The 21,818-nt window shown below is 58.7% G+C and carries 26 protein-coding genes; 14 read left to right on the top strand and 12 right to left on the bottom strand.

Going from position 1 to position 21,818, the window contains the following annotated elements:
* The first annotated feature begins 11 nt into the window (after positions 1-11).
* Positions 12-860, top strand: a complete 849-nt coding sequence (locus GGD46_RS16810; RefSeq protein ID WP_210325610.1) for an alpha/beta fold hydrolase — start codon at positions 12-14, stop codon at positions 858-860.
* Between the two features lie 102 nt (positions 861-962).
* Here the strand turns inward: GGD46_RS16810 and GGD46_RS16805 are convergent, their stop codons facing one another.
* The gene (locus GGD46_RS16805; protein ID WP_246806348.1) at positions 963-1,271 is read right to left on the bottom strand and encodes an ArsR/SmtB family transcription factor; all 309 of its coding nucleotides are present in this window, start codon (positions 1,269-1,271) and stop codon (positions 963-965) included.
* 219 nt (positions 1,272-1,490) lie between these two features.
* Between GGD46_RS16805 and GGD46_RS16800 the strand changes: the two genes are divergently transcribed.
* The 6 genes from GGD46_RS16800 to GGD46_RS16775 all read left to right on the top strand — a co-directional run bounded on the left by GGD46_RS16800 (position 1,491) and on the right by GGD46_RS16775 (position 6,539).
* Positions 1,491-2,339 carry an ABC transporter substrate-binding protein gene (locus tag GGD46_RS16800; RefSeq protein ID WP_246806347.1) on the top strand — a complete coding sequence of 283 codons (849 nt, stop codon included), beginning with the start codon at positions 1,491-1,493 and terminating at the stop codon, positions 2,337-2,339.
* Position 2,340: 1 nt separating this feature from the next.
* Complete coding sequence (locus GGD46_RS16795) at positions 2,341-3,474, top strand: LLM class flavin-dependent oxidoreductase (protein WP_184705852.1); 1,134 nt, start codon at positions 2,341-2,343, stop codon at positions 3,472-3,474.
* The gene (locus GGD46_RS16790; RefSeq protein ID WP_246806346.1) at positions 3,467-4,303 is read left to right on the top strand and encodes an ABC transporter permease; all 837 of its coding nucleotides are present in this window, start codon (positions 3,467-3,469) and stop codon (positions 4,301-4,303) included. Before GGD46_RS16795 ends, GGD46_RS16790 begins: the two co-directional genes overlap by 8 nt.
* The gene (locus GGD46_RS16785) at positions 4,300-5,004 is read left to right on the top strand and encodes an ABC transporter ATP-binding protein (RefSeq protein ID WP_184705850.1); all 705 of its coding nucleotides are present in this window, start codon (positions 4,300-4,302) and stop codon (positions 5,002-5,004) included. The genes GGD46_RS16790 and GGD46_RS16785 overlap by 4 nt, the downstream gene beginning before the upstream one ends.
* A 46-nt stretch (positions 5,005-5,050) precedes the next feature.
* Positions 5,051-6,004 (top strand): aliphatic sulfonate ABC transporter substrate-binding protein, encoded by a 954-nt coding sequence (locus GGD46_RS16780; RefSeq protein WP_246806345.1) that lies wholly within the window; start codon positions 5,051-5,053, stop codon positions 6,002-6,004.
* Between the two features lie 130 nt (positions 6,005-6,134).
* A complete protein-coding gene (locus tag GGD46_RS16775; RefSeq protein ID WP_184705848.1) occupies positions 6,135-6,539 on the top strand; it encodes a barstar family protein in 405 nt (134 codons plus the stop codon).
* Positions 6,540-6,615: 76 nt separating this feature from the next.
* Here GGD46_RS16775 and GGD46_RS16770 read toward each other — a convergent pair whose 3' ends face one another.
* The 3 genes from GGD46_RS16770 to GGD46_RS16760 form a co-directional block, all read right to left on the bottom strand.
* A complete protein-coding gene (locus GGD46_RS16770; protein WP_184705846.1) occupies positions 6,616-8,592 on the bottom strand; it encodes a tyramine oxidase in 1,977 nt (658 codons plus the stop codon).
* A 30-nt stretch (positions 8,593-8,622) separates the two neighbouring features.
* Positions 8,623-10,029 carry an aldehyde dehydrogenase family protein gene (locus GGD46_RS16765; protein ID WP_184705844.1) on the bottom strand — a complete coding sequence of 469 codons (1,407 nt, stop codon included), beginning with the start codon at positions 10,027-10,029 and terminating at the stop codon, positions 8,623-8,625.
* A 109-nt stretch (positions 10,030-10,138) separates the two neighbouring features.
* Positions 10,139-11,059, bottom strand: a complete 921-nt coding sequence (locus GGD46_RS16760; protein ID WP_184705842.1) for a helix-turn-helix domain-containing protein — start codon at positions 11,057-11,059, stop codon at positions 10,139-10,141.
* A 262-nt stretch (positions 11,060-11,321) separates the two neighbouring features.
* Between GGD46_RS16760 and GGD46_RS16755 the strand changes: the two genes are divergently transcribed.
* From GGD46_RS16755 to GGD46_RS16745, 3 genes are all read left to right on the top strand, one after another.
* Complete coding sequence (locus GGD46_RS16755; RefSeq protein WP_184705840.1) at positions 11,322-11,513, top strand: CopG family ribbon-helix-helix protein; 192 nt, start codon at positions 11,322-11,324, stop codon at positions 11,511-11,513.
* On the top strand, positions 11,501-11,761 hold the full coding sequence (locus GGD46_RS16750) for a type II toxin-antitoxin system RelE/ParE family toxin (RefSeq protein ID WP_184705838.1): 261 nt from the start codon (positions 11,501-11,503) through the stop codon (positions 11,759-11,761). Before GGD46_RS16755 ends, GGD46_RS16750 begins: the two co-directional genes overlap by 13 nt.
* 180 nt (positions 11,762-11,941) lie before the next feature.
* Positions 11,942-13,465 (top strand): amino acid adenylation domain-containing protein, encoded by a 1,524-nt coding sequence (locus GGD46_RS16745; protein ID WP_184705836.1) that lies wholly within the window; start codon positions 11,942-11,944, stop codon positions 13,463-13,465.
* Positions 13,466-13,532: 67 nt separating this feature from the next.
* Here the strand turns inward: GGD46_RS16745 and GGD46_RS16740 are convergent, their stop codons facing one another.
* Together GGD46_RS16740 and GGD46_RS16735 are read right to left on the bottom strand one after the other, a co-directional pair.
* On the bottom strand, positions 13,533-13,937 hold the full coding sequence (locus GGD46_RS16740; protein WP_184705834.1) for a hypothetical protein: 405 nt from the start codon (positions 13,935-13,937) through the stop codon (positions 13,533-13,535).
* Between the two features lie 290 nt (positions 13,938-14,227).
* On the bottom strand, positions 14,228-14,857 hold the full coding sequence (locus tag GGD46_RS16735; protein ID WP_184705832.1) for a TetR family transcriptional regulator: 630 nt from the start codon (positions 14,855-14,857) through the stop codon (positions 14,228-14,230).
* An 85-nt stretch (positions 14,858-14,942) separates the two neighbouring features.
* Between GGD46_RS16735 and GGD46_RS16730 the strand changes: the two genes are divergently transcribed.
* The 3 genes from GGD46_RS16730 (at position 14,943) to rbsK (ending at position 17,556) form a co-directional block, all read left to right on the top strand.
* Positions 14,943-15,599, top strand: coding sequence for an O-methyltransferase (locus GGD46_RS16730; protein ID WP_184705830.1), 657 nt, complete (start codon positions 14,943-14,945; stop codon positions 15,597-15,599).
* Positions 15,600-15,851: 252 nt separating this feature from the next.
* The gene (locus GGD46_RS16725; protein ID WP_184705827.1) at positions 15,852-16,400 is read left to right on the top strand and encodes a VOC family protein; all 549 of its coding nucleotides are present in this window, start codon (positions 15,852-15,854) and stop codon (positions 16,398-16,400) included.
* Between the two features lie 223 nt (positions 16,401-16,623).
* A complete protein-coding gene (rbsK, locus tag GGD46_RS16720) occupies positions 16,624-17,556 on the top strand; it encodes a ribokinase (protein ID WP_184705825.1) in 933 nt (310 codons plus the stop codon).
* Positions 17,557-17,644: 88 nt separating this feature from the next.
* Here rbsK and GGD46_RS16715 read toward each other — a convergent pair whose 3' ends face one another.
* Entirely contained in the window at positions 17,645-17,872 is a 228-nt protein-coding gene (locus GGD46_RS16715) for a hypothetical protein (protein ID WP_184705824.1), read from the bottom strand.
* A 206-nt stretch (positions 17,873-18,078) separates the two neighbouring features.
* The gene (locus GGD46_RS16710; protein ID WP_184705822.1) at positions 18,079-18,264 is read right to left on the bottom strand and encodes a hypothetical protein; all 186 of its coding nucleotides are present in this window, start codon (positions 18,262-18,264) and stop codon (positions 18,079-18,081) included.
* A 37-nt stretch (positions 18,265-18,301) separates the two neighbouring features.
* Here GGD46_RS16710 and GGD46_RS16705 point away from each other — a divergent pair, with 37 nt between their 5' ends.
* A complete protein-coding gene (locus GGD46_RS16705) occupies positions 18,302-18,817 on the top strand; it encodes a methylated-DNA--[protein]-cysteine S-methyltransferase (protein WP_210325609.1) in 516 nt (171 codons plus the stop codon).
* 496 nt (positions 18,818-19,313) lie between these two features.
* Here GGD46_RS16705 and GGD46_RS16695 read toward each other — a convergent pair whose 3' ends face one another.
* The 4 genes from GGD46_RS16695 to GGD46_RS16680 all read right to left on the bottom strand — a co-directional run bounded on the left by GGD46_RS16695 (position 19,314) and on the right by GGD46_RS16680 (position 21,734).
* Positions 19,314-19,556, bottom strand: a complete 243-nt coding sequence (locus GGD46_RS16695; RefSeq protein ID WP_184705817.1) for a hypothetical protein — start codon at positions 19,554-19,556, stop codon at positions 19,314-19,316.
* Between the two features lie 137 nt (positions 19,557-19,693).
* Positions 19,694-20,344: a DNA oxidative demethylase AlkB gene (alkB, locus tag GGD46_RS16690; RefSeq protein WP_184705815.1), complete on the bottom strand. Its 651-nt coding sequence runs from the start codon at positions 20,342-20,344 to the stop codon at positions 19,694-19,696.
* Positions 20,337-20,975 carry a hypothetical protein gene (locus tag GGD46_RS16685; protein ID WP_184705813.1) on the bottom strand — a complete coding sequence of 213 codons (639 nt, stop codon included), beginning with the start codon at positions 20,973-20,975 and terminating at the stop codon, positions 20,337-20,339. Before GGD46_RS16685 ends, alkB begins: the two co-directional genes overlap by 8 nt.
* A 117-nt stretch (positions 20,976-21,092) precedes the next feature.
* The gene (locus tag GGD46_RS16680; RefSeq protein WP_184705811.1) at positions 21,093-21,734 is read right to left on the bottom strand and encodes a DNA-3-methyladenine glycosylase; all 642 of its coding nucleotides are present in this window, start codon (positions 21,732-21,734) and stop codon (positions 21,093-21,095) included.
* Positions 21,735-21,818 lie beyond the last annotated feature (84 nt).

Here is a 21,818-nt window from a genome sequence, read left to right as displayed (position 1 = left end):
TGAAGCATGGATTGCCGCTCGCTGCTTTGGAGCCTTCCTCGCTACGCTTGCGGGCATTAATATGCGCCTTGTTCATTCCGGTATTTGCCATGCGCTCCTTTGCAATTCAGTCATCGACAGCCCGATTGCGGTATCTCCAGTTTGACGGCGGCAGCACTCCCCTTTTGATGATTCACGGCCTCGGCTGTGCATCATCATTCGAGTACCCTCATGTGGCGCTCGCACCCACCTTGCGAGGGCGGCGGCTTATCCTTCTTGATCTCCTGGGCTTTGGCTACAGTGATCGCCCGGACGATTTCAGCTATCGCATCCATGACCATGCGTTGCAGGTTTTCAGCTTCATCGAGGCACAAAACTTCGAACGGATAGATATCTACGGACACAGCATGGGCGGATCCGTTGCCATCGAAACGGCAGATCTCCTTGGAAGTAAGGTCAAACACCTCGTTCTTTCCGAAGCCAACCTCGACAATGGCGGCGGAACATTTAGTCGGGCTATCGCCGCCTTTAAAGAGGCCGACTATGTCAATAGCGGCCACGATGCGTACCTCACTGAGGCCGAAAGGGCCGGAAATCGCGAGTGGGCCGCAATGATGCGTGCCTCATCGGCTCTCGCGGTTCATCGAAGCGCAACATCATTGGTGGAAGGCAGCTCACCTGACTGGCGCTCTCGCTTTCTGAAACATCCGTCTCGGAAAACTTTTATCTTCGGAGAACGCAGCCTGCCGGATGCTGATGTTCCGTTCCTGTCATCCTCGGGCATTTCGGTGCGCATCGTGGCCGCGGCAGGTCATTCCATGGCAACGGAAAATCCGGAGGGTCTGGCAAAGGCGATCGCCGAAGCAACAGCAGGCGCTTGATCCCCTGCCCTTGACGCCTTGGCGGCGATCACGAGCACAGCTTCGGCACGAAGGTCGCCGCCATGATGGCGCTGGCTCGGCCCCCAATGCTTGGCAAGCCGCCTATGCCATTTCGATGGTACTGCCCGCTTCAAACTGAGCGCCACGCCATATCGCCGACGCTTCGGAATCGGCAAACAGCAATCGCAGATGCGCAATAATCTGGCCGGCCCGCGGATCCGTCAGGCGATAGACGACCGCCTTCGAGCGGCGCGTTCCGACAATAATGCCGGAATCTCGCAGTTCTCCGATCTGCTGTGACAAGGTTGGCTGGTGAACATCGAGAATTTCCTCAAGCTCACCTACCGTTCTCGCGCCCTCCATAAGCACACAGAGGATTGCCAACCGTACCGGGTTTGCCATAGCTTTCATGAAATCAGAAGCTGCACCGATTGCCCGGCATTTTACCTTCGGCTCGTGGGCTCGGCGCAGGCGGTTCTTGTCATCTAAAGGCTTTATCATCGATTTCGAACCTTACGCCCGATGAGAATAGTTTTCTCTTTCTTGCGGAATTTTAAGCGTGGAGTTTCTCGTCATCAATTCTCCAGTCATTATATAAATTTATATAACAATGGCAATGAGGTAAATGTCTTGGCTTTCAGGATTGGCCACCATCCGAATAATCTGCACCTGCATCTGGCGGCGCTCTGGCCTGGCGCCTTTGCATCGATGAATCCGGAATTCGTTGGCTATCCGGAAGGCCGCGACACGGCAAAGAAGCTGGTTCGCGGTGAATTCGATATTGGCGGAACGGGATCGACGCCGCCCATCCTTGCGGCGGCGTCCGGGCTGTCTGTTTCCTATGTCGCAGCATCGGCCCCCCGCCCGGCCAACGGGGCAATTCTGGTGTGGAAGACCGCCGACATCGAAACCGTTGCCGATCTCAAAGGCAAAGCGGTTGCCTTGGTCGACGGCTCCTTTTTGACCTATTTCCTTGCCAAACGATTGGACGAATCCGGCCTGACCCTGTCGGATATCCAGCGTCAGGACATTGCGCCCATCCCGTCCCGCGATGCCCTGAAGGACGGAGCGGTCGCCGCCTGGGTCGCCATGGCGCCCCATCTCGAGCAGTCGCTGCTCAGTGGTGAATTTCGCGTCCTTGCCCATTGCGGCGACCTCATCCCAAACCGCTCGCTATTCTGGACCATTGACGAACGCGGCATTTCGAGCGCCGCAGCGACTGATTTTGCAGGCGAACTGGAGCGTCTCGGCAAGGAGATTGCCGCCGATCCCGAAAAGGCGGCTTTCCTGCTTTCGAAGGACGGAGACGAGGCCGAACGACGGGCATGGACACGCGTCGTTTCAGGCCGAAACTGGCGGGTGGCCGCCGTCGATTCCGCGGTTCTTCGTGAGCAACAGGCAGAAGCCGATACGCTTTTCAAACATGGCGACCTGCCGACCAAGCTGACAATTCAGACGACAAGCGACAAAGAGATCTGACATGAACGTACTCTGGTACATGTGCGCACCCGATGGCGCCTATCCGTGGAAAGCCGAAGGGTCGCGCACCATCGACTACGGCTATTACAAGCAGCTTGCCCAGGCCTATGATCATCTCGGCTTCACTGGCGCATTGTTTGCGACCGGCGCTCACGACGTGTGGCCGCTCGCCGGCGCGCTTCTTCCCTATACGGAACGGATGAAATTTCTGATCGCTTTCCATCCTGGCCTCGTCGCGCCGACGCTGCTCGCCAAGATGGCGGCAACCTTCCAGGAGTTCTCGAACGGCCGGCTGATGCTGAACGTCGTCTCAGGCGATGCCAAGATGCTTGGCGCCTATGGCATGATGCTGCCGCATGACGAGCGCTATGTCATGGCGGACGAGTATCTGAGCATCTGGCATCGGCTTATGGCTGGAGAAAGCGTCACCCATAAGGGCAGGTATTTTCAGACGGAGGGCGCAAAGCTTGCGCTGCCGGCCGGATCGGCCATCAAGCCGCCGCCGCTTTGGTTCGGTGGTTCCTCCGACAGCGCGATCGAGGTTGCCGCCAAGCATGTCGAAACCTACCTCTCCTGGGGCGAAACCCCGGAGCAGATGGGCGACAAGGTTGCCAAAGTGAAGCTTCGCGCCGAGGCTCACGGCCGCTCTCTCAACTACGGTATCCGGCTCTACGTCATCGTCCGTCCGACGGATGAAAAAGCCTGGGAGGCGGCTGCGGATCTCTACGACCAAATGGATGACGTCGCAATTGCGGCCAATCAGCGATTTGTGTTCAACACGGATTCCGTCGGCCAGCAGCGGATGAGCGCAATGCATGGCGGCATCAAGCCGGACAACTTGCGCGACCTGGAAATCTCTCCCAATCTATGGGCGGGGATCGGCCTCGTGCGGCCCGGTCCGGGTACGGCGATCGTCGGCTCGCCGGATACGGTGATCCGCACGCTGGAGGCCTATCAGAAGGTTGGCGTCGATACGTTCATCCTTTCCGGCATGCCGCTTCTCGAAGAAGCCTATCGGTTCGGCGAGCTCGTTCTGCCGCGGCTGCCCGTCGAACGTTCCGCACCGGAACGCAAGCATTTCACCTGGTCGACCCTGTTCGATCGGGATCTTGGTGGAAAGCCCGCACATGGCTGAAATTTCGACCATAAGTCGAGACATCTCCCGCCCAGACGGCAATTCCATGCCGCCCGGGAAGGCTGGTCGGAAAGCAGCGCGATGGGCAACACGTCTCGTTTCGCCGGTTGCGATCATCCTGATCTGGCAGATTGCCAGCATGACGGGGTTCCTGTCGCCGCGAACGCTTGCCTCCCCCGGTGAAATCCTCGGGGCGGCAGGGCGGTTGATCACGTCAGGCGAGCTCGTCACCGGCCTGGTGGTCTCCTTCCTGCGAGTGCTGCTCGGCTTCTCTATCGCCTTCGTCGTCGGCGTGGCGCTGGCACTTGCTGCCGGCCTGTCCCGTTTCGGCGAATCCGCCATCGATCCACCGCTCCAGATGCTCAAAGCCATGCCCTTTCTCGGCCTCTTGCCGCTTTTCATCCTGTGGTTCGGGATCGGCGAAGCCCCAAAAGTCGGCCTTGTCGCATTTGGTTCGGTTTTCCCGATTTATCTGACCCTGCATGGCGGTATTCGCGGCATTGACCGGAAACTCGTCGAAGCCGGCCGCACGGTCGGCCTCGGCACATCGGGCATCATCTACCACATCATCATTCCCGGCGCATTGCCGTCTCTTCTGGTTGGTGTTCGATATGGCCTCAGCGTTGCCTGGCTCAGTCTCGTGGTCGGAGAACAGATCAATGCGTCGAGCGGCATCGGCTACATCATCACCTATGCGCGCGACTTCCTGCAGACGGATGTCATCGTCGTCTGCCTCATGGTCTATGCCCTCATGGGGCTGTTGACGGATGGTCTCGTGCGGCTGATCGAAGCCTATGCGCTGCGCTGGCGTCCGGAGGCGATCGCATGACACCCCTAGTCGATATTCGTGGTCTCTCGCGTTCCTTCGGCGGCCCGGCCATTCTCGATAACGTCGATCTGAGGATCGCAAAGGGCGAATTCGTCGCCCTGCTCGGGCGCAGCGGCTCCGGCAAGTCCACCTTGCTGCGCGTGCTTGCCGGCCTGGACGCTACACCAGCCCGGCACTTGCAGCTTCCTCAACGTCGCTCCGTGGTCTTTCAGGAACCGAGGCTGATGCCGTGGAAGACCGTGATCGACAATGTCACGCTGGGCGTGAAGCGGCAGGATGCGTGCTCTGTTGCAGCGCAGACGCTTGAGGATGTCGGCCTGTCGCACCGGCGGAATGCATGGCCGCTCACCCTTTCCGGCGGCGAGGCGCAGCGAGCTGCCCTTGCCCGCGCACTTGTGCGCGAGCCCGAACTCCTGCTGCTCGACGAGCCATTTGCAGCTCTGGACGCATTGACGCGTTTGCGCATGCATGGGTTGGTCTTCGACCTCTGGCAAAAGCACCGGCCCGCCGTCCTTCTGGTCACCCACGACATCGGCGAGGCCATCACGCTCGCCGATCGCATCCTCGTGCTCGACAATGGTCGCTTCACCCGAGAAATACCCGTCAACCTTGATCATCCCCGCCGCCGCAGCGGTCCGGAGGCAAGCCGCCTCGAAACCGAGCTTTTAACCGAACTCGGCGTCGAACCTTCCCATGTCTGACTTTATCGCTTCTCAGCACGCCATTTCGGCAGATCGGAACATTAGAATGATCACCAAGCGCCAATTCTTCATCGCGATGGCGGCAACGGCTACCATCGCTACCCTTGCCCCCACCGCCCAGGCTGCGGACCAGGTCGTCCGTATCGGCTGGTTGAGAGGTCCAAACGACATTACCCTTGCCAAATCACGCGGCACGCTCGAAAAGGCGCTTGGCGAAAAGGGCATCAAGGTGGAGTGGGCCGGCCCCTTCCCGGCTGCTGCTCCTGCCTTCGAAGCCCTTAATGCCGGCAGCATAGACATCACCGCTGGCAGCTCGACATCTGCAATAGCAGCGCTTGCCGCCAAGGTCCCGCTGGTCGTCTTCGCCTACCAGAAGATGGCCGCGGGCTCGGAAGGCATCGTCGTCAAGAAGGATTCCAAAATCACTTCGATCAAGGACCTTGCCGGCAAGAAAGTCGCGGTCAATCGCGGCGGCACGGGTGAATATCTGCTCATGCAGGGTCTTGCGACCAACGGGGTCGATCCGAAAAGCGTGGAGCGCGTCTATCTGAGCCCGAGCGACAGCGGTCCGAGCTTCACGCAAGGCCATGTTGATGCCTGGGCCACCTGGGACCCGTTTCTGACGATTGCCGAAAAGGCCTATGACGGCAAGGTCGTCGCCGATGGCGACGCCATTCGCTCGGACAACGCCGTCGTCCTGGTTGCGAGCAAGGCATTCGCCCAGTCCAAGGCTGAGCAGCTTCAGCTCGTCTTCGACGTCATCAAGTCGGAAAATGCCTGGGCCGTTGCCAACAAGAGCGAAGCAGGCGCCATCTGGGTCAAGGAAATGAACGTGCCTGTCGATCTCGCGCAGAAGATCGGTGAGAACAACGCCGTTCCGACGACGGCCGTCTCCAAGGCGGATGCCGAGCAGATCGGCAAGGTCGCCGAATGGTATGCCAAGAACGGCATCATTCCGAATATCCCCGATGTGCCTGCAGGCGTCGTCACGCTGAAGTAAGCCCGGCATGGCATTGGCTAACTGAAATCCTGTCCCGGCGGCTCGGCCGGGACAGCTTCACATTCGATCGATAGATTGTGACTGCCGATCGACCAAACCGTGTACGAGCAACACAGTGGTGCGAAGTCACATGTCAGCTGAATATGTCATCGATGGCTCGCGGATAGCGTCCCTGGAGACGCTCTATGATGAAATCACCCGCGTCTTGGTCCCGGACCATCTCTGGGGCCGGAACCTCGATGCCCTCAACGATATCCTGAGAGGTGGTTTCGGGACCCCAGATGGAGGCTTCACGATCAGATGGTCGCATTCGGCAGTCTCGAGAGAAGCGCTCGGCTATCCCGCGACGGTCAAAATGTTCGAACACATGCTCGAACGCTGCCATCCCGATAACCGAAACAGTGTTGAGCAACGTCTGGCTGCCGCTCGCGCCGGCACCGGGCCGACACTGTTTGATTGGATTGTCGAGATCATTCAAATCCATTGCCCCGGCGGCTCCGAAGCGGAGGATAATGTCCAGTTGATGCTGGATTGAATGCCAACGCTTCGGCCTTGGCAGCGTCCTCGCGTATCCGCCAGCGCCGCTTGAACGGCGCTGGCGTAAAGAGCTGTCAGTTCCGCAACGTCAAAGCAGGATTATGGGCGAAAAAGTTGTGCGGCTCGATATGGATCGTCTTCCACTCGGTCGACATGACAGGCCAATCCTCCATGCGCGGAATATGATGGAAACCGGCCGTGAACCAGGTAACGATGTCCTTCCCCATCAACGGCTTATTGGCCTTAACCCATTCGGGGAGAGTATCTGAACCATCGCTCTGCATCGCGAACTTGCCACCGGCATATTGCTGATCCGGATCATAGACCGTGTTCCATACGGAATATTCGATGTAGGCGTTACGCTTCATCGGCGGATCCTTGACGAAGTCGAAGGGGCCGTAGGCGACGTCGCCGTGATGGATCATCCAGCCAGGCTCTTGACCGAGATAGCCCTTGCGCGAGGGATCGGAGATCATGAAGTAGCGCGGCTTCATGGCAGAGAGTTGGTAACGCGCCTCCATCTCGGTCTTCGGCATCGTGTGCTGCACCGTCCACATGGAGCGGCGCGGATTCTTCGCATCGACCTTGGCAGGGACGATATCCATCGTTCCGAAATGGTTGGCCGGCTTGTCGATGTCGAAATCGATGCGGAAGTTGAAATAATGGTCGTGATTGGCGGCGACCAGATTCGGTGCGATCAGTGTGCCATGTGCGGTATCGGCGGCAGCCGTCGGATCGTCCATCGACGTCGACTGAACGCCCTTGACGGCGTCAAGGCCCGTCGCACCGATCATGATGCGGATTTGGCCGTCTGGCTGCAGACGATAGTCGATCAGATAGTCATAATTGCCGACCTCCGAGGCGGTGCGCACCACGAGTTCGCTTGCCGGCCGGCCCTCCGCCGGGATTGGCTTGTCCGGTGCCTGTGCGAAGACCTCGAAGTGGCGCCAGGCCGGATCGCCGATGCTGCGTTCGAAGACGCAGATGGCGTTGGGGATGGTCAATGGGTTACCCTTGTCGTCGGCAATCGTCGCCGGCAGGAAGGTCGCGTAGTTCGGGCAATCGACGCCTGCACGCAACGGGCTCAGGAACAGGCCGAAACCATATTCTCCGCTGTCCATATAAGTGCGCCAGTACCAGCCCTCGGTCGGATCCATATAGGGAACGAAGACTTCCGAGAGATGTGACTGATAGATCACGGAGCGCCATGTATCGCCATCCTTGGCGTCGAGGTTGGAGAGTACCAGGCCCGGGCGCTTGTCGACGCGGAAATTAAACCGCCACATATCCCATTCGAGATGGCTGCCATTGATCTTGTAGTTTGGACCTCCCTGCTGCGAAAGCGTGGCAAGATTGGTCTGCGGACGCAGAGGCTCGCGCTCGGCTACTTCCTTTTCGGTGTAGCCCCAATTGTCCTTCGGACCTTCGATGGCGCCGGTGTCGATGACTTTCAGAACCTTCTTCTTGCCAATATCGTAGACGGCAAACAGACCTTCGATGGGCTTGGCGTAGTAGTTCGACCCTTCCGGAACATGGTAGCAGGGCACCTTCATCAGGCGGGAATTCTGATACTCTTCGGTGAAGAAGTTGCCGGCCGTCAATGGCAGGCAGAAGGCCTGGTCAGGCGTCAGACCGCGCTTCTTGAGGCCCGCGACCATCTGCGGATCGCCGAGTACACCCTGCAAGGCGTCCATGAACTCGGTGAAGAGCACCATGGGCTGTCCCTTGATCGCCGTCGTGCTTTCGATGGTGCCCTTGGTGATATTGACCACGGCCTCCTTGAAGCCCGAAGGGCTCGTAAGCTGCACCTTCGCCTCGCGATCCAGCGGCGTGTCGCCATCCTTCCATTTGAGAACGTCGGCCTTGGCCGGCTCCTTCAACTCGATCAGCGGATAGAGCGTCTTGTCATCGACGATCTTCTGCTCCCGCAGGATCTGGTTGATCTTCTGATATTCCTCCGCCGTCAACCCATCGAGCGGGTGGCTCATCGCCGCCGGCGCGCTTAGCGTCATGAGCAGCCCGGCCGAAGCCAGCAAGTGTTTCACGTTCATTTCCATCCTCCCTGTCATACCTGTTCAAGATCAGGCGAATATCACCTGGATATCCGTGTATTCGGCGAGCCCCTCCTCGGCGAACTCAACGCCGAGACCGGAGGCTTTCACGCCGCCAAAGGGCGCATTGGGCTGGATCGCGCCATGCTTGTTGATCCAGACCGAGCCACATTGCATGCGCGAAGCCACGGTCTTTGCCACCGATATGTCCGAGGACCAGACAGAGCCTCCGAGACCGTTCGGGCTATCATTCGCCATGCGGATGGCATCGTCGATATCGCTATATTTGATGACAGGCAAAGCGGGACCGAACTGCTCCTCATCGACCAACGGATCGCCGTTCGAAAGGCCGGCGATGATCGTCGGCGGAAAGAAGAGCCCCTCACCGGGCGCACCACCGAGAAGCACCTTGCCACGCCCGCTGGCATCGGCCACCAGCCGGCTCAGCTTGTCGAACTGCATGCGGTTCTGTACCGGGCCGAGAATACTCGCCTCGTCCATGCCGTTGCCGACCGGAATATTGCTGGCATAGGCGACCAGCGCCGCACAGACGGCATCATGGATCGTCTCATGCACATAAAGGCGCTTCAGCGCGGCGCAGGTCTGGCCATTATTGATGAAGGCACCCCAGAAAAGGCCCTCGGCGATCTTTTGCGGATCGGCATCCGGCAGGACAATACTGGCGTCATTGCCGCCGAGCTCCAGCGTCAGCCGCTTCATGTTGGATGCCGCCGACTGCATGACCTTCTGACCAGTGGCAATGGAACCGGTAAAAACGATCTTGTTGATGTCGGGATGTGCGGCCATCGCTGCGCCCAGATTGAAGCCTTGGTCGTCGGCGGTCACGACATTTAATACGCCCGGCGGCAGCACCTCGTTCATAATTTCCACAAGGCGCAACGTCGAAAGCGGAGTAAGCGGCGACGGCTTGACGACGACCGTATTGCCCGTCCGAAGCGCCGGCATGATATGCCAGATCGCGATCATCACCGGGAAGTTCCAAGGCGTGATCGAGCCGACAACGCCGATCGGCTTTCGGTGCAGCTCCACGCGGCCTTCGGCATTATCCTGCAACAGCTTGACCGGCAGGGAAAGCCCGGTCGTATAACCAGCCCAGGCAACGGCACCGCCCATTTCCCAGCGAGAACCGAGCCCATTCAACGGTTTTCCCTGCTCGAGCGTAATGATCCTGGCAAGTTCCTCCGCATGCTCCTCGATGCGGGCAGTGACTGCCGCGCAGATGCTCTGCAAATCCTTGTCGCTGCGTGCCGACCACTCGGCAAATGCCCTGCGCGCCGCCCCGACCGCATGATCGAGATCGCCGCCATCCATGTTGGGTGCGCGGCCGGCCTCCTGCCTGGTCGCCGGATTGATTACGGCAAAATCTGTGGCACAGTTCACCATCGTTCCGTTGATGGTTGCAGAATAAAGCGTCATTGCCAGTTTCCTCCACGAAAACCTGGCCAAGGGCCAGGATTGGCGGAAGATTAGGTCAGGAACGCGCGGCAGACTTGGACGGAAACGTCCGGACTGTTGGACAAAAGCGTCAATGACAGCGAGCGACGGCGCCTGGCGTGACACCGTACTTCTTGCGGAATTCCCGGTAGAAATAGGAGAGATCGTTGAAGCCGGCGTCATAGGCGATAGCAGCGATGCCATCATTGGCCGCTTGGGGCGAGCGAGCCGAGAGACGGCTATAGGCGATCTCCAGACGACGGTTCAGCAGGCGATGTCCGGGTGTCTCCCCGAGCGCCTGGAAGTGCCGCTGCAGCATGCGCTCCGAGACATTAAGCCGGCTTGCGAGCTCCCGCGGACCGAAGGCAGGATCGACGCCATGACGGTCGATAAGAGCGAGTGCGCGTGACAACAGGGTTTCCGTCGCGCCTGCCCCGCGCGTGGACTGGAGATAGGCACCCAAAAGACAGAGAAACGCCTCCCCGAGTTGGGTCTGGGCGGTCGAGCTGTCGATCATCTTCGTCAGCACGGCACGCATCGCCAACCATAGCGGATCGCTTCGGCTAATCGACACACCGCCTGTACAGGCTTCGCCAAAGCGATGCACCATCTCGTTGCGCGGCAAGTGGATCGAAACTTGGCTCGAACGAATGCCGCGATAGAGGAAACGCGAGGGACGGACGGAATCCACCAGAAACATGTCGCCGGGCTCCAGATCGGCCACCCTGCCATTTTGTTCGACACTGCACTGTCCGGTATCCTGAACGAGAAGAAAGAAGTGCTCGCCAGGATCCTGACGGATCGCCTTTGCGCCGCGCTCGACATGCTTGCTGGCATCGAGCCCGACGATTGCCGTCTCGAAAAGCCCCATGCGTCGGGTGGCGACATCTCCGGCGACGATGCCTGATGAGAGTGTCGGCTCAAGGGTAAACGCACCGCAGATCCTACGGATCTCCGCCTCGAGCACCTCGACCGGCACGGGTGTATGAACCGGCGTGAGCAATGACTGCATCGTCCCCTCCCTGGCCTATGCAGAATGTCTTGATCCGCTTTTAGCACAATTTTCTCGAAAACATCTGAATTTTTGTGCCGCTTCAGACCATGCGACAGACAGAAACGGCGGGAGGATGCATCAAGCGAGATTTCGGGAGCGGATTGGAGAAGATGAGAAAGAATCGGACGCGACAAGAACTGTGACTTGGAGCGATCTGGAGAGCGAGGAAAACGGGGACTAGTTTATTACTAGGTATTACCATGTGATATGGGGTTCGGAGATGGCGACGTCCTTGAAGATCGACGGTGGCTTGAAAAGCCGCGTCCAGCAGCTTGCCAACATACGCCGACGCTCGGCGCACTGGATCATGCTCGAAGCCATACAGCAATATGTAGACCGCGAAGAGGCCCGGGACTGGTTGAACAATTGGGGTACGGACGACGAAACAACGGTGCCTGAGTGCCACAAGTGATTGTCACCGAAGGCGCGGCGCAAGGGTTGGAGCGTTGCCGCCGCTTCCTGATCGGCAAGGCGCCGGAAGCAGCAAGGCGTGCCGGTCAGGCAATTGAACGGCAGCTCCTTCTCCTTGAGAGAATGCCTGAAATCGGCCGCCCCGTCGAAGTAGAGACACTGGAATGTCGTGAACTTCTAATCCCGTTCGGTGAATCCGGCTATGTCGTACTCTATCGCCATGAGCCAGCGAAGGAGGCGGGGTACTAGACACGGGTGTGCCAGGGACGACGGACCGGCTGCCGCGATTGCCGAACTGAAACGGCGGCTTGTCAATCTGCAAAGAGCGCGGCGGCGGCGGTTCGTCTATGGTCGCGCATGCATCTCGTCAGTCGCGCACCAATACATCTGGCCGCGACGTCGTGCCTCTCTCCAGGACCGGAGCCATATATGACACTCGACCAACGACTTCTTGTCGCAGCGAGACGATTTCGAGACAGGCCTGCAATCAACGTCGCCGGCGTTCGCGCCTCTTATGAGCAACTGTTTCTGTCGGCTATCGACATTAGCGAGGATTTGCGTCTCGCCGGCATCCGACCGGGCCAACTGGTTGCCCTATGTGCCGAAAGGACCTTCGCAGCCTACGCCTCCGTGCTGGGCATTCTGCTAGCCGGCTGCGGCTACGTACCCCTCAATGTCACTTTCCCCGCGAGCAGAAACAGGCAGATCCTGTCTTCGTCGCAGGCCGTTGCCCTGGTCGTTGATGAGACCGTCAAGGTAGAACTTGAAAAGCATGTCGGCGTCGCACCGCTAACCCTGCCGATATTGAAGGCCATGCTCATTCCAAGATCGGGCACGCCAGGCGCCGAACTCAACGACTTCAGGTCTCTTGGTGCGCTTGCCGGCCAAACAGTGGCCTATCTCCTGTTCACCTCCGGAACGACGGGCGTGCCGAAGGGCGTACCGATCAATGCCGGAAACCTCGAAGCCTATATCGATGCCGTTCATGAGCTCATGCCGGTCGACAGCAGTGATCGGCTGCTGCAAGCGGTCGACCTGACCTTTGATTTGTCTGTGCATGACATGATGATGTGCTGGCTGCATGGGGCTGAATTGTTCGTTGCGCCGCAAAACGGCGCCATTCTCGCCCCTCGCACAATTCGCGCCAACAACCTCACGGCTTGCCTGCTTGTACCTTCGGCGGCAGCCAAATCAGCCGAATTCGGGCTTATTGCGCCAGATGCCATGCCCTCCCTCAAATATAGTCTCTTTGCCGGCGAGGCCTTCCCCGTCTCCCTCAGCCGGAAATGGCAGGCGGCCGCACCAAATGCGACGATCTTCAATATGTATGGCCCCACCGAGGGCACAATTCACACCTCCTACTATCGTGTCGATCCGGAGAATTATTTCGACGGAGCCGTGACGCCGATCGGCTGGCCGATAGGAAAACAACGCCTTTCGATTAGAAGCGAAGATGGCGCCGAGGTCGCCCATGGCGAGACCGGTGAGATCTGGCTCAGCGGGCCGCAAATGACCGCAGGCTACTGGCAGGCCCCTGCGCTAGACGCGGAAAAATTCGTCTCCGATCGTGACGGGCGCTGGTATCGGACCGGTGATGCCGGACGGCTGGATGCGCGGCATGGGGTGATCTTTGCGGGCAGGCTCGATCGACAGATCAAGATTCGCGGATATCGCGTCGAACTTCAGGATATCGAGGCAGCCCTGGCATCCGCATCGCAGAGCGAGCGGGTAGCCGTTGTCACCTGGCCTCGCAGCGACGAAGGATCTGTCGAAGCCATCATTGGCTTTGTAGCGGGGGCGAAGCTCGATATCGGCAAAGTCAAAGAGAGGCTGTACCATCTGCTGCCTCCCTATATGCTTCCCGGCGAGATCCAGCTGATCGAAGACCTCCCCCTCAACGTCAACGGCAAGATCGACTATCGCCACCTCGAACAACGGCTGGCCGAAAGATAGCCCGCGCGACAGTGCAATAACCGGCACGCGGGATTCGAGGGCATCTGCTGAAGATGACAGGCTGAGACTACTGTACCAGCTTGCAGTTGGTCAGTCTGATCGTCATGGCCTCGGGCACATAACCTTCGTTCAGGCATTCGAAGGTAAGGGCATTCGAAGGCTCGAAGGGCTTTATCTCGCCGCCATCATACTTGCTCTTGAGAGGCGCCTGATCGGCCGGGCTGAACGAAAGGTCGAATTTCTGGCCATCGCTCTGGATGCCACCGAAGAAAGTCCCTTTGGGATCGGTGCCCATGCGCACGACATAACCGTCGAAAGCGAGTCGCTTGTGATCATATTTGGCTGCGGCAGCTTTCGCGTCCTTGAGATAGGCGCTGACCACCTGAAAATATGTCACGGTCTTGGTTGGCGCAGCCGCAAAGCCTGCCGATGGAAGGAGGCAAAGCAATGCGATCGAGAGAAGTCGCTTCATTACGTACTCACACTTCAGATTCTGGGTTGCCATCGGATCGGCGCAAATTCATCCGATCGATTCGCAAAACTACTATCACAGGGTTGCGCACGTTCGAAAGCACGCACCTATGCGTGCCAGCAACTGATCCAAGTCCTAACCACAGATATGGCCAATGATTACAAACATTCTGGGACAGGCATGGATCATGTTGGCACGAGATTCTGTGATGGGGTCATTGCCCGTCGCATGCGGCTTGCGGTTGGGTGCGCAAACTCCATCGCATCATGCAATGGCGTCGCTTTGCCAGCTTAGTATGGCTCCAGCGCGTCAACATAGGCGCAGAGCATGTCTGCCATGGCGCCGGCATAGGCATCGATCTCCTTCTGCGCCCTCAATCCTTGCGAATATTCCTTGCCGACCGTGGTCAGTGTTGTCGAAATCAAATCGCCGACAATGTCGCGGGCACTTTCGGATAAATTGGGAAGCAGCTCCAAGATGAAGCTGTCGAAAATACGATCTGCCTCGGCCCTGAGCGCCCGCGCCTCCGGGGCATCCCGGTAGAGCGGGGCTGCATCGGCAAGCGCCATACGCACAGACGCCTCCTCACACTCGGACCGAACAAACTCATGCACGAGGTGTCGCAACCTATCCTTTGGCGGCTTCGCGCTTTCGAGAACCCCACGGAGCATCTCGGTGGAACGTCGCCATTCGTCGCTTTGGAGCCGGAAGAGAATCGAAGCCTTGTTGGGAAAGTACTGGTAGAGCGAACCAATACTCACCCCTGCCCTTTCCGCGACGCGGGCCGTGGTGAAGCGTTGGGCGCCTTCCGCCGTCAAAACCTGAACAGCTGCCGTCAGAATGGCCGAAACGAGCTCGTTCGAGCGGCTCTGTTTTGGCTCTTTTCTCGTGGAAATTCGGGACGTTAGGCGCTCACCCATCAATCCGCTCACCAATGCGATTAGAAAATGCGAATGATTATTCGTATTTCTGCCTCCAGCACAACCCCATGCTATGGAGACCACCATGAACACCCTTTCTTCCGCTCCCTTCTGCTCCTTGCTTGATCGCTTGTTCGCAGAGGCCGATGCTGCCACGAGCCCCGCCATCAGAGCTTTCACTTCCGAAGAGCGGGCCGCGCTGACGACCAGCAAGACGCAATACCTCGATCTCTATGCGCAGCTGAAAGATCTTTGGTTGCCCGTCTCGCGCGAAACGGGCGAGCTTCTCTATATGCTGGTCCGGGCGACGGGCGCGCGAACAATCGTCGAGTTCGGAACTTCCTTCGGGATCTCTACCCTCTTTATTGCAGCGGCTTTGCGTGACAATGGCGGCGGCCGTGTGATCTCCAGCGAGTTCGAAATGAGCAAGATCGAGAGGGCGCAGCAAAACCTTGAGGACGCAGGTCTTGCCGATCTGGTCGAGATTCGCGCCGGAGATGCAATGGAGACGCTTCGACAGGACCTTCCGGAATCCATCGATCTGTTGCTGCTCGACGGCGCCAAGGCGCTTTATGCCGACATTTTTGAGCTGGTCGCACCGAAGTTGCGGACAGGCGCACTGGTCCTCGCCGACGACGCGGAAATGTGCCCCGAATATCTGAGCCTCATCCGCACCACGAAAGATCGCTATCTATCCCTTCCCTTTGCCGGCGACATTGAACTGTCCGTGAAGCTTGGCTGATATGACGTGCCCTCGCCCGATTAGGGCCTCAGGACGGTGCCCCGGCATGTCGTCCGTACACACGCCGCCGGCAGCTACAGAAACGATCATCAACCTTCCCAGATCACGCGATCCAACCGGAAGCTGGCCGCCCTCGCTCGGCAGTTGCACATTCGCCATTCAGGAGGAAATATAGGCGCAGATAAAACCGGTTCTCAAGCAAGGCGGCGCAGGCGCTGCCTTGGCCTTTGAGTTCCTTGATGGGAGAAAAGCATGACAAATACAGCGAGCCGAGGATTGCCAGGCCTTTTGGGGCAGGATCATACGGGGGTAACGGTTCCTGACCTCGACGAGGCGCTGGATTTTTTCGTACGGGTGCTCGGCTGCAAACATGCATATACCTTCGGCCCAATCGCCGATGAAGAAGGCGACTTCATGCATCAGGCACTGGGCACGCATCCGCGAGCCCGCATCAAGCGCGCTGCGCTCATCCGCATCGGCCACGGCTCCAATCTCGAGCTTTTTGAATATGAGGCACCCGACCAGCGTCACCTCGAACAAAAGAACAGCGATATAGGCGCCTTCCATGTCGGGCTCTATGTCGAAGACATCCAGGCCGCCAAGGCCTATCTCGACGCGCAGGGCATTGCGACACGTCTTGGTCCCCTTACCATGAATGAGGGGCCGCATGCCGGGCAAAGCATTCTCTATTTCCAATCGCCCTGGGGCCTGCAACTGGAAGCGATCAGCTATCCGAATGGCATGGCCTATGAAAGGACAGCCGACACCATCCTCTGGTCACCCAAGTCTCCGGGAGCATGATCCCCTGAGAGAGCTCAAGGCGGGATGGGCTACGTCCCTCCAACTATCGTGATATCGAACGCCTTGCGAACAGAATCTTTGGCGGGTCAACGAAGACCTTGGCTCGAGGATAACCGAACCAAGGAGTGGAGATCATATCTTGCGCCGGCGGCGCAGCACTGGCATGTCAAGATAAGGCGAGAGGGCGGCCCCACCTCGCCCTGAAGTTATGGGGAGGAAATTGATGGATCGCGCCGATGTGGTCGTGCTTGGGACTTTCGTGGCCGATTTGGCCTTCAAGGCAGAGCGTATGCCGGTCGTCGGCGAGACCCTGCTTGGCCGTGGCTTTGCCATGGGTCCTGGTGGCAAGGGATCAAACCAGGTCATAGCCGCAGCTCGTGCCGGCGCTAAGTCGGCGATGATAACCCGCATCGGTCGCGACGCTTTCGGGGAGATGGCGCGCAAGACCTGGGAACAGGATGGAGTCACGACGTCACACGTTTTGGTCGACGACATTAGCCCCACAGGCGCAGCATTTATTTTCGTGTCAGCCACGAATGGTGACAATGCGATTATCGTCGAAAGCGGCGCGGCGGCCAATCTGAGCGTCTCCGACATTCGCGCGGCCCAACCGCTGATCGCCAGTGCAAAAGTCTTCGTCACGCAGTTCGAACAGCCGATTGATGCCGCGGTCGAGGGGCTCAGACTTGCTCGCGAGCATGGTGTAACGACGGTGCTCAATCCGGCGCCGGCACTCCCCGTGGGTGACGCCATATATGGCTATTGCGATTTCGTCACGCCCAACGAAACCGAGGCCGCCACCTTGACGGGGATCGACACAAGCACCGACGAGGGCGCATTGAGGGCTGCGACAAGCCTCGTCGAGCGCGGGGCGCGCAATGTGGTTGTTACGCTGGGCGCAAAGGGCGCATTGCTTCACGGCGCGGTTGGAACGCATTTCGTGCCGGCTTTTGATATTTCTAACGTCGTTGACACAACCGGCGCCGGCGACGCCTTCAATGGCGGGTTTGCGGTCGCGCTGTCAGAGGGACGTCCTCCTCTCGAAGCGGTCCGATTTGGCGCAGCTGTGGCAGGCCTCTCGGTTCAGAAGCCAGGTACGGCACCATCGATGCCGAGGCGCTCCGAGGTCGATGCATTCCTGCGCGAAAGGTCGTGATGGGCTTGGCGACGTTCGGACATCGGCAGCGAGAGCCTGTGAGCCGAACCGTCTACTGTGATACGATCATTGGCGATGTCCTTAAGGCTCACAGCCGGAAATTGCGAACTGGGAATTCCACGATTCCAGCGGCGGCCGCATGGTCGGTCGCTACCTCTTCGTTGCGCTCCGCTTGTTCGCAGGCACGCCTCGCCTCTCCTGTCTGACCGATATTGGACAGGACTGTGGGCCGCATCATCATGCGCAACAACTCGGGGCGCAGCCCATCGCCGCGCTCTGCGGCAATCAAGTGCAGATTGTATAGCAGCATCGTCATTGTGATGTTCTCCCTCTATGGCAGACCGGCATCCGGTCAAACCGCACATACACTCTGAAGGGCTTGCCGCTTCTTCACGCGCGGTTGCTCCCATGTGTGAAGTGACACCCATCCGCGCATTCGTTGCGATCCGCAGCATACCTTCGGCAACCGTCACGCATTCGCGTACCGATTTGCGCCGAACCGGATGCACGTCGGAAGACGGCCTAAGCTTCCACGAGGGAAAGCACGATCTGAATCTTGCTTTCAAATTGAAAATTGCCGCGCCGGCAGAGTGGTGGCCGCCATTCAATATTCGATTTGAAAGCAAGGATCGGAGAGAGGTCCGCGACGTCAGCTTCTATGGGTGGAGCGCGATAAACCTGGAAGGCATTGACGATGCGCGAACTCATTCGCTTCGCCTGGGGGATCAGTTCCCTTGGAGATTTTGTGGCAGCGACTTCCGATAAGGGTATTGTGGCTCTCGAATTCGGTACGATGCGCAGCGCAATGGAAGATGCATTGCGCATGCGTTTTCCGGATGCGGACCTGGAGCGGCGCGAGGGGGAACTTGGTGACCTGATCGAGGCGCTGGCGAATGCGATCGAGGATCCAGCCGCCTGGTGCGACTTGCCCCTGGATCTGCGCGGGACGCCAGACGAGATCAAGGCTTGGCTTTTGCTGCGGGACATTCCTGCCGGTCAGACGACGAACTATGGTGCCATCGCCGCCAAACTCGGGACGCGGGACGCAAGAGAGGTCACGGCGTCGATTGCCAACAATCCGATTGCAGTTCTCGTGCCGTGCCATCGTGTCATCAAGAAAGATGGTTCGATTTCGGGATATCGCTGGGGTGTTCAGCGCAAACGTCGCCTCCTTCTGCGTGAGCGACAAGCCCCGGGGGAAACGGGTGCTTTCCGCACGCGCGGCACGGCACTTGAGAAAGGGAAGACGCCCACGAAATGACGATGCCAGATCCCCGAATGGCATCGACTTGAACGCCGATCTAAATGACACAGATGGGGCTGCGAGTAGACAAAGTGTATGGGAGCACCAAGCGGATGTGGAAAGCTGCATTTTTTATAATGATGAACATTGGCCTTGCGGCACCTGCCATGGCGATAGAGCGATATGATACTCGGTCGCATAGCTGCGAAGACGTTCAAGCGCTGTTGGCGCGCGATAAGCAGGCGATATTGCGCTTCACGTCGCGCGATGGCAGAACGACGATGTACGACCGCTACGTGGCGACTTCGGCCCAATGCGGCCCCGGCCTGTATGGTGTTCGCGTCACTATTCCCGCATCCAACGGCATGTGCCAGGTCGTGAGCTGCCGTTCGCTCAGTGAATTTGCGCCTTGAACGGCCAGTTTTCGCGCGGCGGCGGTCAGATCGACAATCTGAACCTCACCGTCAAAGGCGAGAAAACACTCAGGCACCATCTGAGGTCGGAGCACACTCCATCAGGCAAGTCGCAGGATTGTTGTTTCGGCAAGAACAAATATCTCCCCGGAGTTAAACCGAACCTCGATCTCTCCATTTTCGAGGATGTTCCATACTGCGCAACCATCTGCCGCGATTTGCACGACATAGGATAGAACCAGTGCCTTGCCCGGATTATCGGCGGCGAGCGTAACGAGAACATCAATGCCCTCTGCACTCTCCGGAGGCGCATGGTCACCCTGTGTATTGCCACGAAAAGGCATGTGTCGGCGTCCTTGTCACCACGATCGCCCGCCAGGCTCGAAGCATGTCTGACGGTGGTCTCCGTGGCACCGCATCTGGCCATAAGGCACGCCTGTCATCACCATGCTTGTGTCCTCAACGGAAAAAGCTCGAACTGCTACAATGCACCTCGAAAGGTCAAATTGACGCGCATTCTTCCAAGAACGTCATGCACCCCTTCCTTTAGCGCCGTCACGCCGTGATAACATAGCCGCGAGGCTCCGCCCCAGACGGCTACGTCACCGTGGCGCATAGCGAATTTCTTGACGGGATCGTCGCGCTTGAGTCCGCCGAACTGGAATATTGCCGGCAAGCCTAGAGATATCGACACGATCGGCTTTGCGAAATCGCGCTCGTCCCTGTCCTGATGCAGAGAAAGACGAGCCCCGGGCTCATAGCGATTGATGAGGCAGGCGTCGGGGCGAAATGCGGGATAGCCTGCCCGGGATGCGCAATGGACCGCCAGGTCGAGAAAACATGTCGGCATTGCTGGCCAGGGACGTCCCGTTTCGGGGTCGTTGCGATCGTAGCGATAGCCGGTCCGGTCGGTCACCCAGCCAGCCTCTCCACAATTCGTCATGGCCACCGACATGGTAAAGCCGCCCGGCGTCACCATGTGTCGAAACGGTGCCTGCAGGGTAATCTCGTCGAGTGCGGTAAGCACCTCCGTCTCAAACGCGAGAGCCGCGCTACGCAGCAGCACGGCCCCTTCCGCTAACGGCTCAAACGGAGGATCAGCAGGAGCGATAGTATCAAACAAATCAAGCATGACCTTGCTCATCGGAGTTGGTGGCGATCGTCGGATGAAAGAGCGGCACATAGCCTGCTCGTAACGCCTTGACTGTCGAAGGTGGCGTCAAAAGCCATTCGGCGCTTTTGAGGGTTTGCGGTCGGGCATATCCTTCGTTTGTCCAACGATATGCGCAGCCGCCATGCAACGTGAATGCTTCTTCTCCCTGCGCGATGACCGCACCGTTGGGCAGATCGGACAGCATTGTCACACGATGCAGGCGCTTGGCCCGACGATCGAGGCGTTCGGCATGCAACACCGCGTCTATTCTCCGGGCAGATGGAAATGCCTCGCCGGTACCGATTGCCCAACATGCACGATAGGCCTCGGCGGCAGGGCGCCTGCACAGAAAGCAGGGGCGATGACCGGCGGCAAGCGCGACCGCTTCGTCGAGGAAAAACAATTCGGTCCAGCTTCGTGTCGCCATAACCTCGCGATGCTGCCCCTTATAGCTACAGCTGCAGACCAGCCATGCTTTCGATGCCCAGCGCTTTCTAAGCAGGGTCCTCGTCGAAGGATCATGGATAATGCCACGATTGCCGGTGAACATGCCACGTTGCGAGATGGCGACGATGTCGCCAAATGGCGTCACGCGGTTTTGCAGGTGCATGGCATTCTTCCCTTGCTGGCACCTCGGATAGGATAATCATGATTGGGCCTTGCCATCCGCCGCTCGCGGTACATCGCCTGGCAAGCCGAGCAGGCAAATTTGCAATTGCCATAGGTCCTACTTCAGCACATTTCCACGTTCACGCGGCATACGCCAAAGATACCACGCGGCGACGGTGCGGTGTGGCGACCAGGCCTCCGACAGCTTGCGCAGTTCCTTGGGCTTGGGCTGCTCCGGTAGCGACTTCAGCGCGCGATAGCCTTCGCGCACGCCGAAATCGTCAGCAGGCAGGACATCCGTGCGTTCCAAAGAATACATCAGGAGCATCTCGACGGTCCAACGCCCGACGCCTTTGATACTGATCATCCGTTCGATGAGTGTCTCGTCATCCATCGTGACGGCAAGCTCATGACTGGGCACGATGCCCGTCAGCGCGCCTTCGGCAATCGCCTTGATCGTTGCAACCTTGCTCGCGGAAAAACCACAGGCCCTCATTCTATCGAAATCGGCGGCAATCAGCTCTTCCGGACGCGGGAACTCGCGATCGTCGAACAATGCTTTGAGACGCCCGATGATTGCATCACCGGCCTTGGCCGTCAGCTGTTGATAGGCGATTGCCCGCACCAGCGCCTCATAGGGCTCGCGAGCGGCCTTTGGATCGTGCAGGCAAGGCCCGACGAGACGAATGAGCCTCGCCCAGTCGTCGTCGAGATTTGCAAGAAATGTAGCCGAACGATCATAGTGCGAAAACAGATTCATCAGGTGCACCGACCTCCATATGTAAGGGCATTGGCCGACCGTCTGCGACAGAGGTGGACATGATTGGTTTCAGCTTCACATCAT

The sequence above is a fragment of the Martinezella lusitana genome, from assembly GCF_014207095.1.
Classification (GTDB): Bacteria; Pseudomonadota; Alphaproteobacteria; order Rhizobiales; family Rhizobiaceae; genus Rhizobium; species Rhizobium lusitanum_B.
The sequence above is the reverse complement of the archived record's forward strand: the minus strand, read 5'-3'. Positions and strand labels throughout refer to the sequence as shown.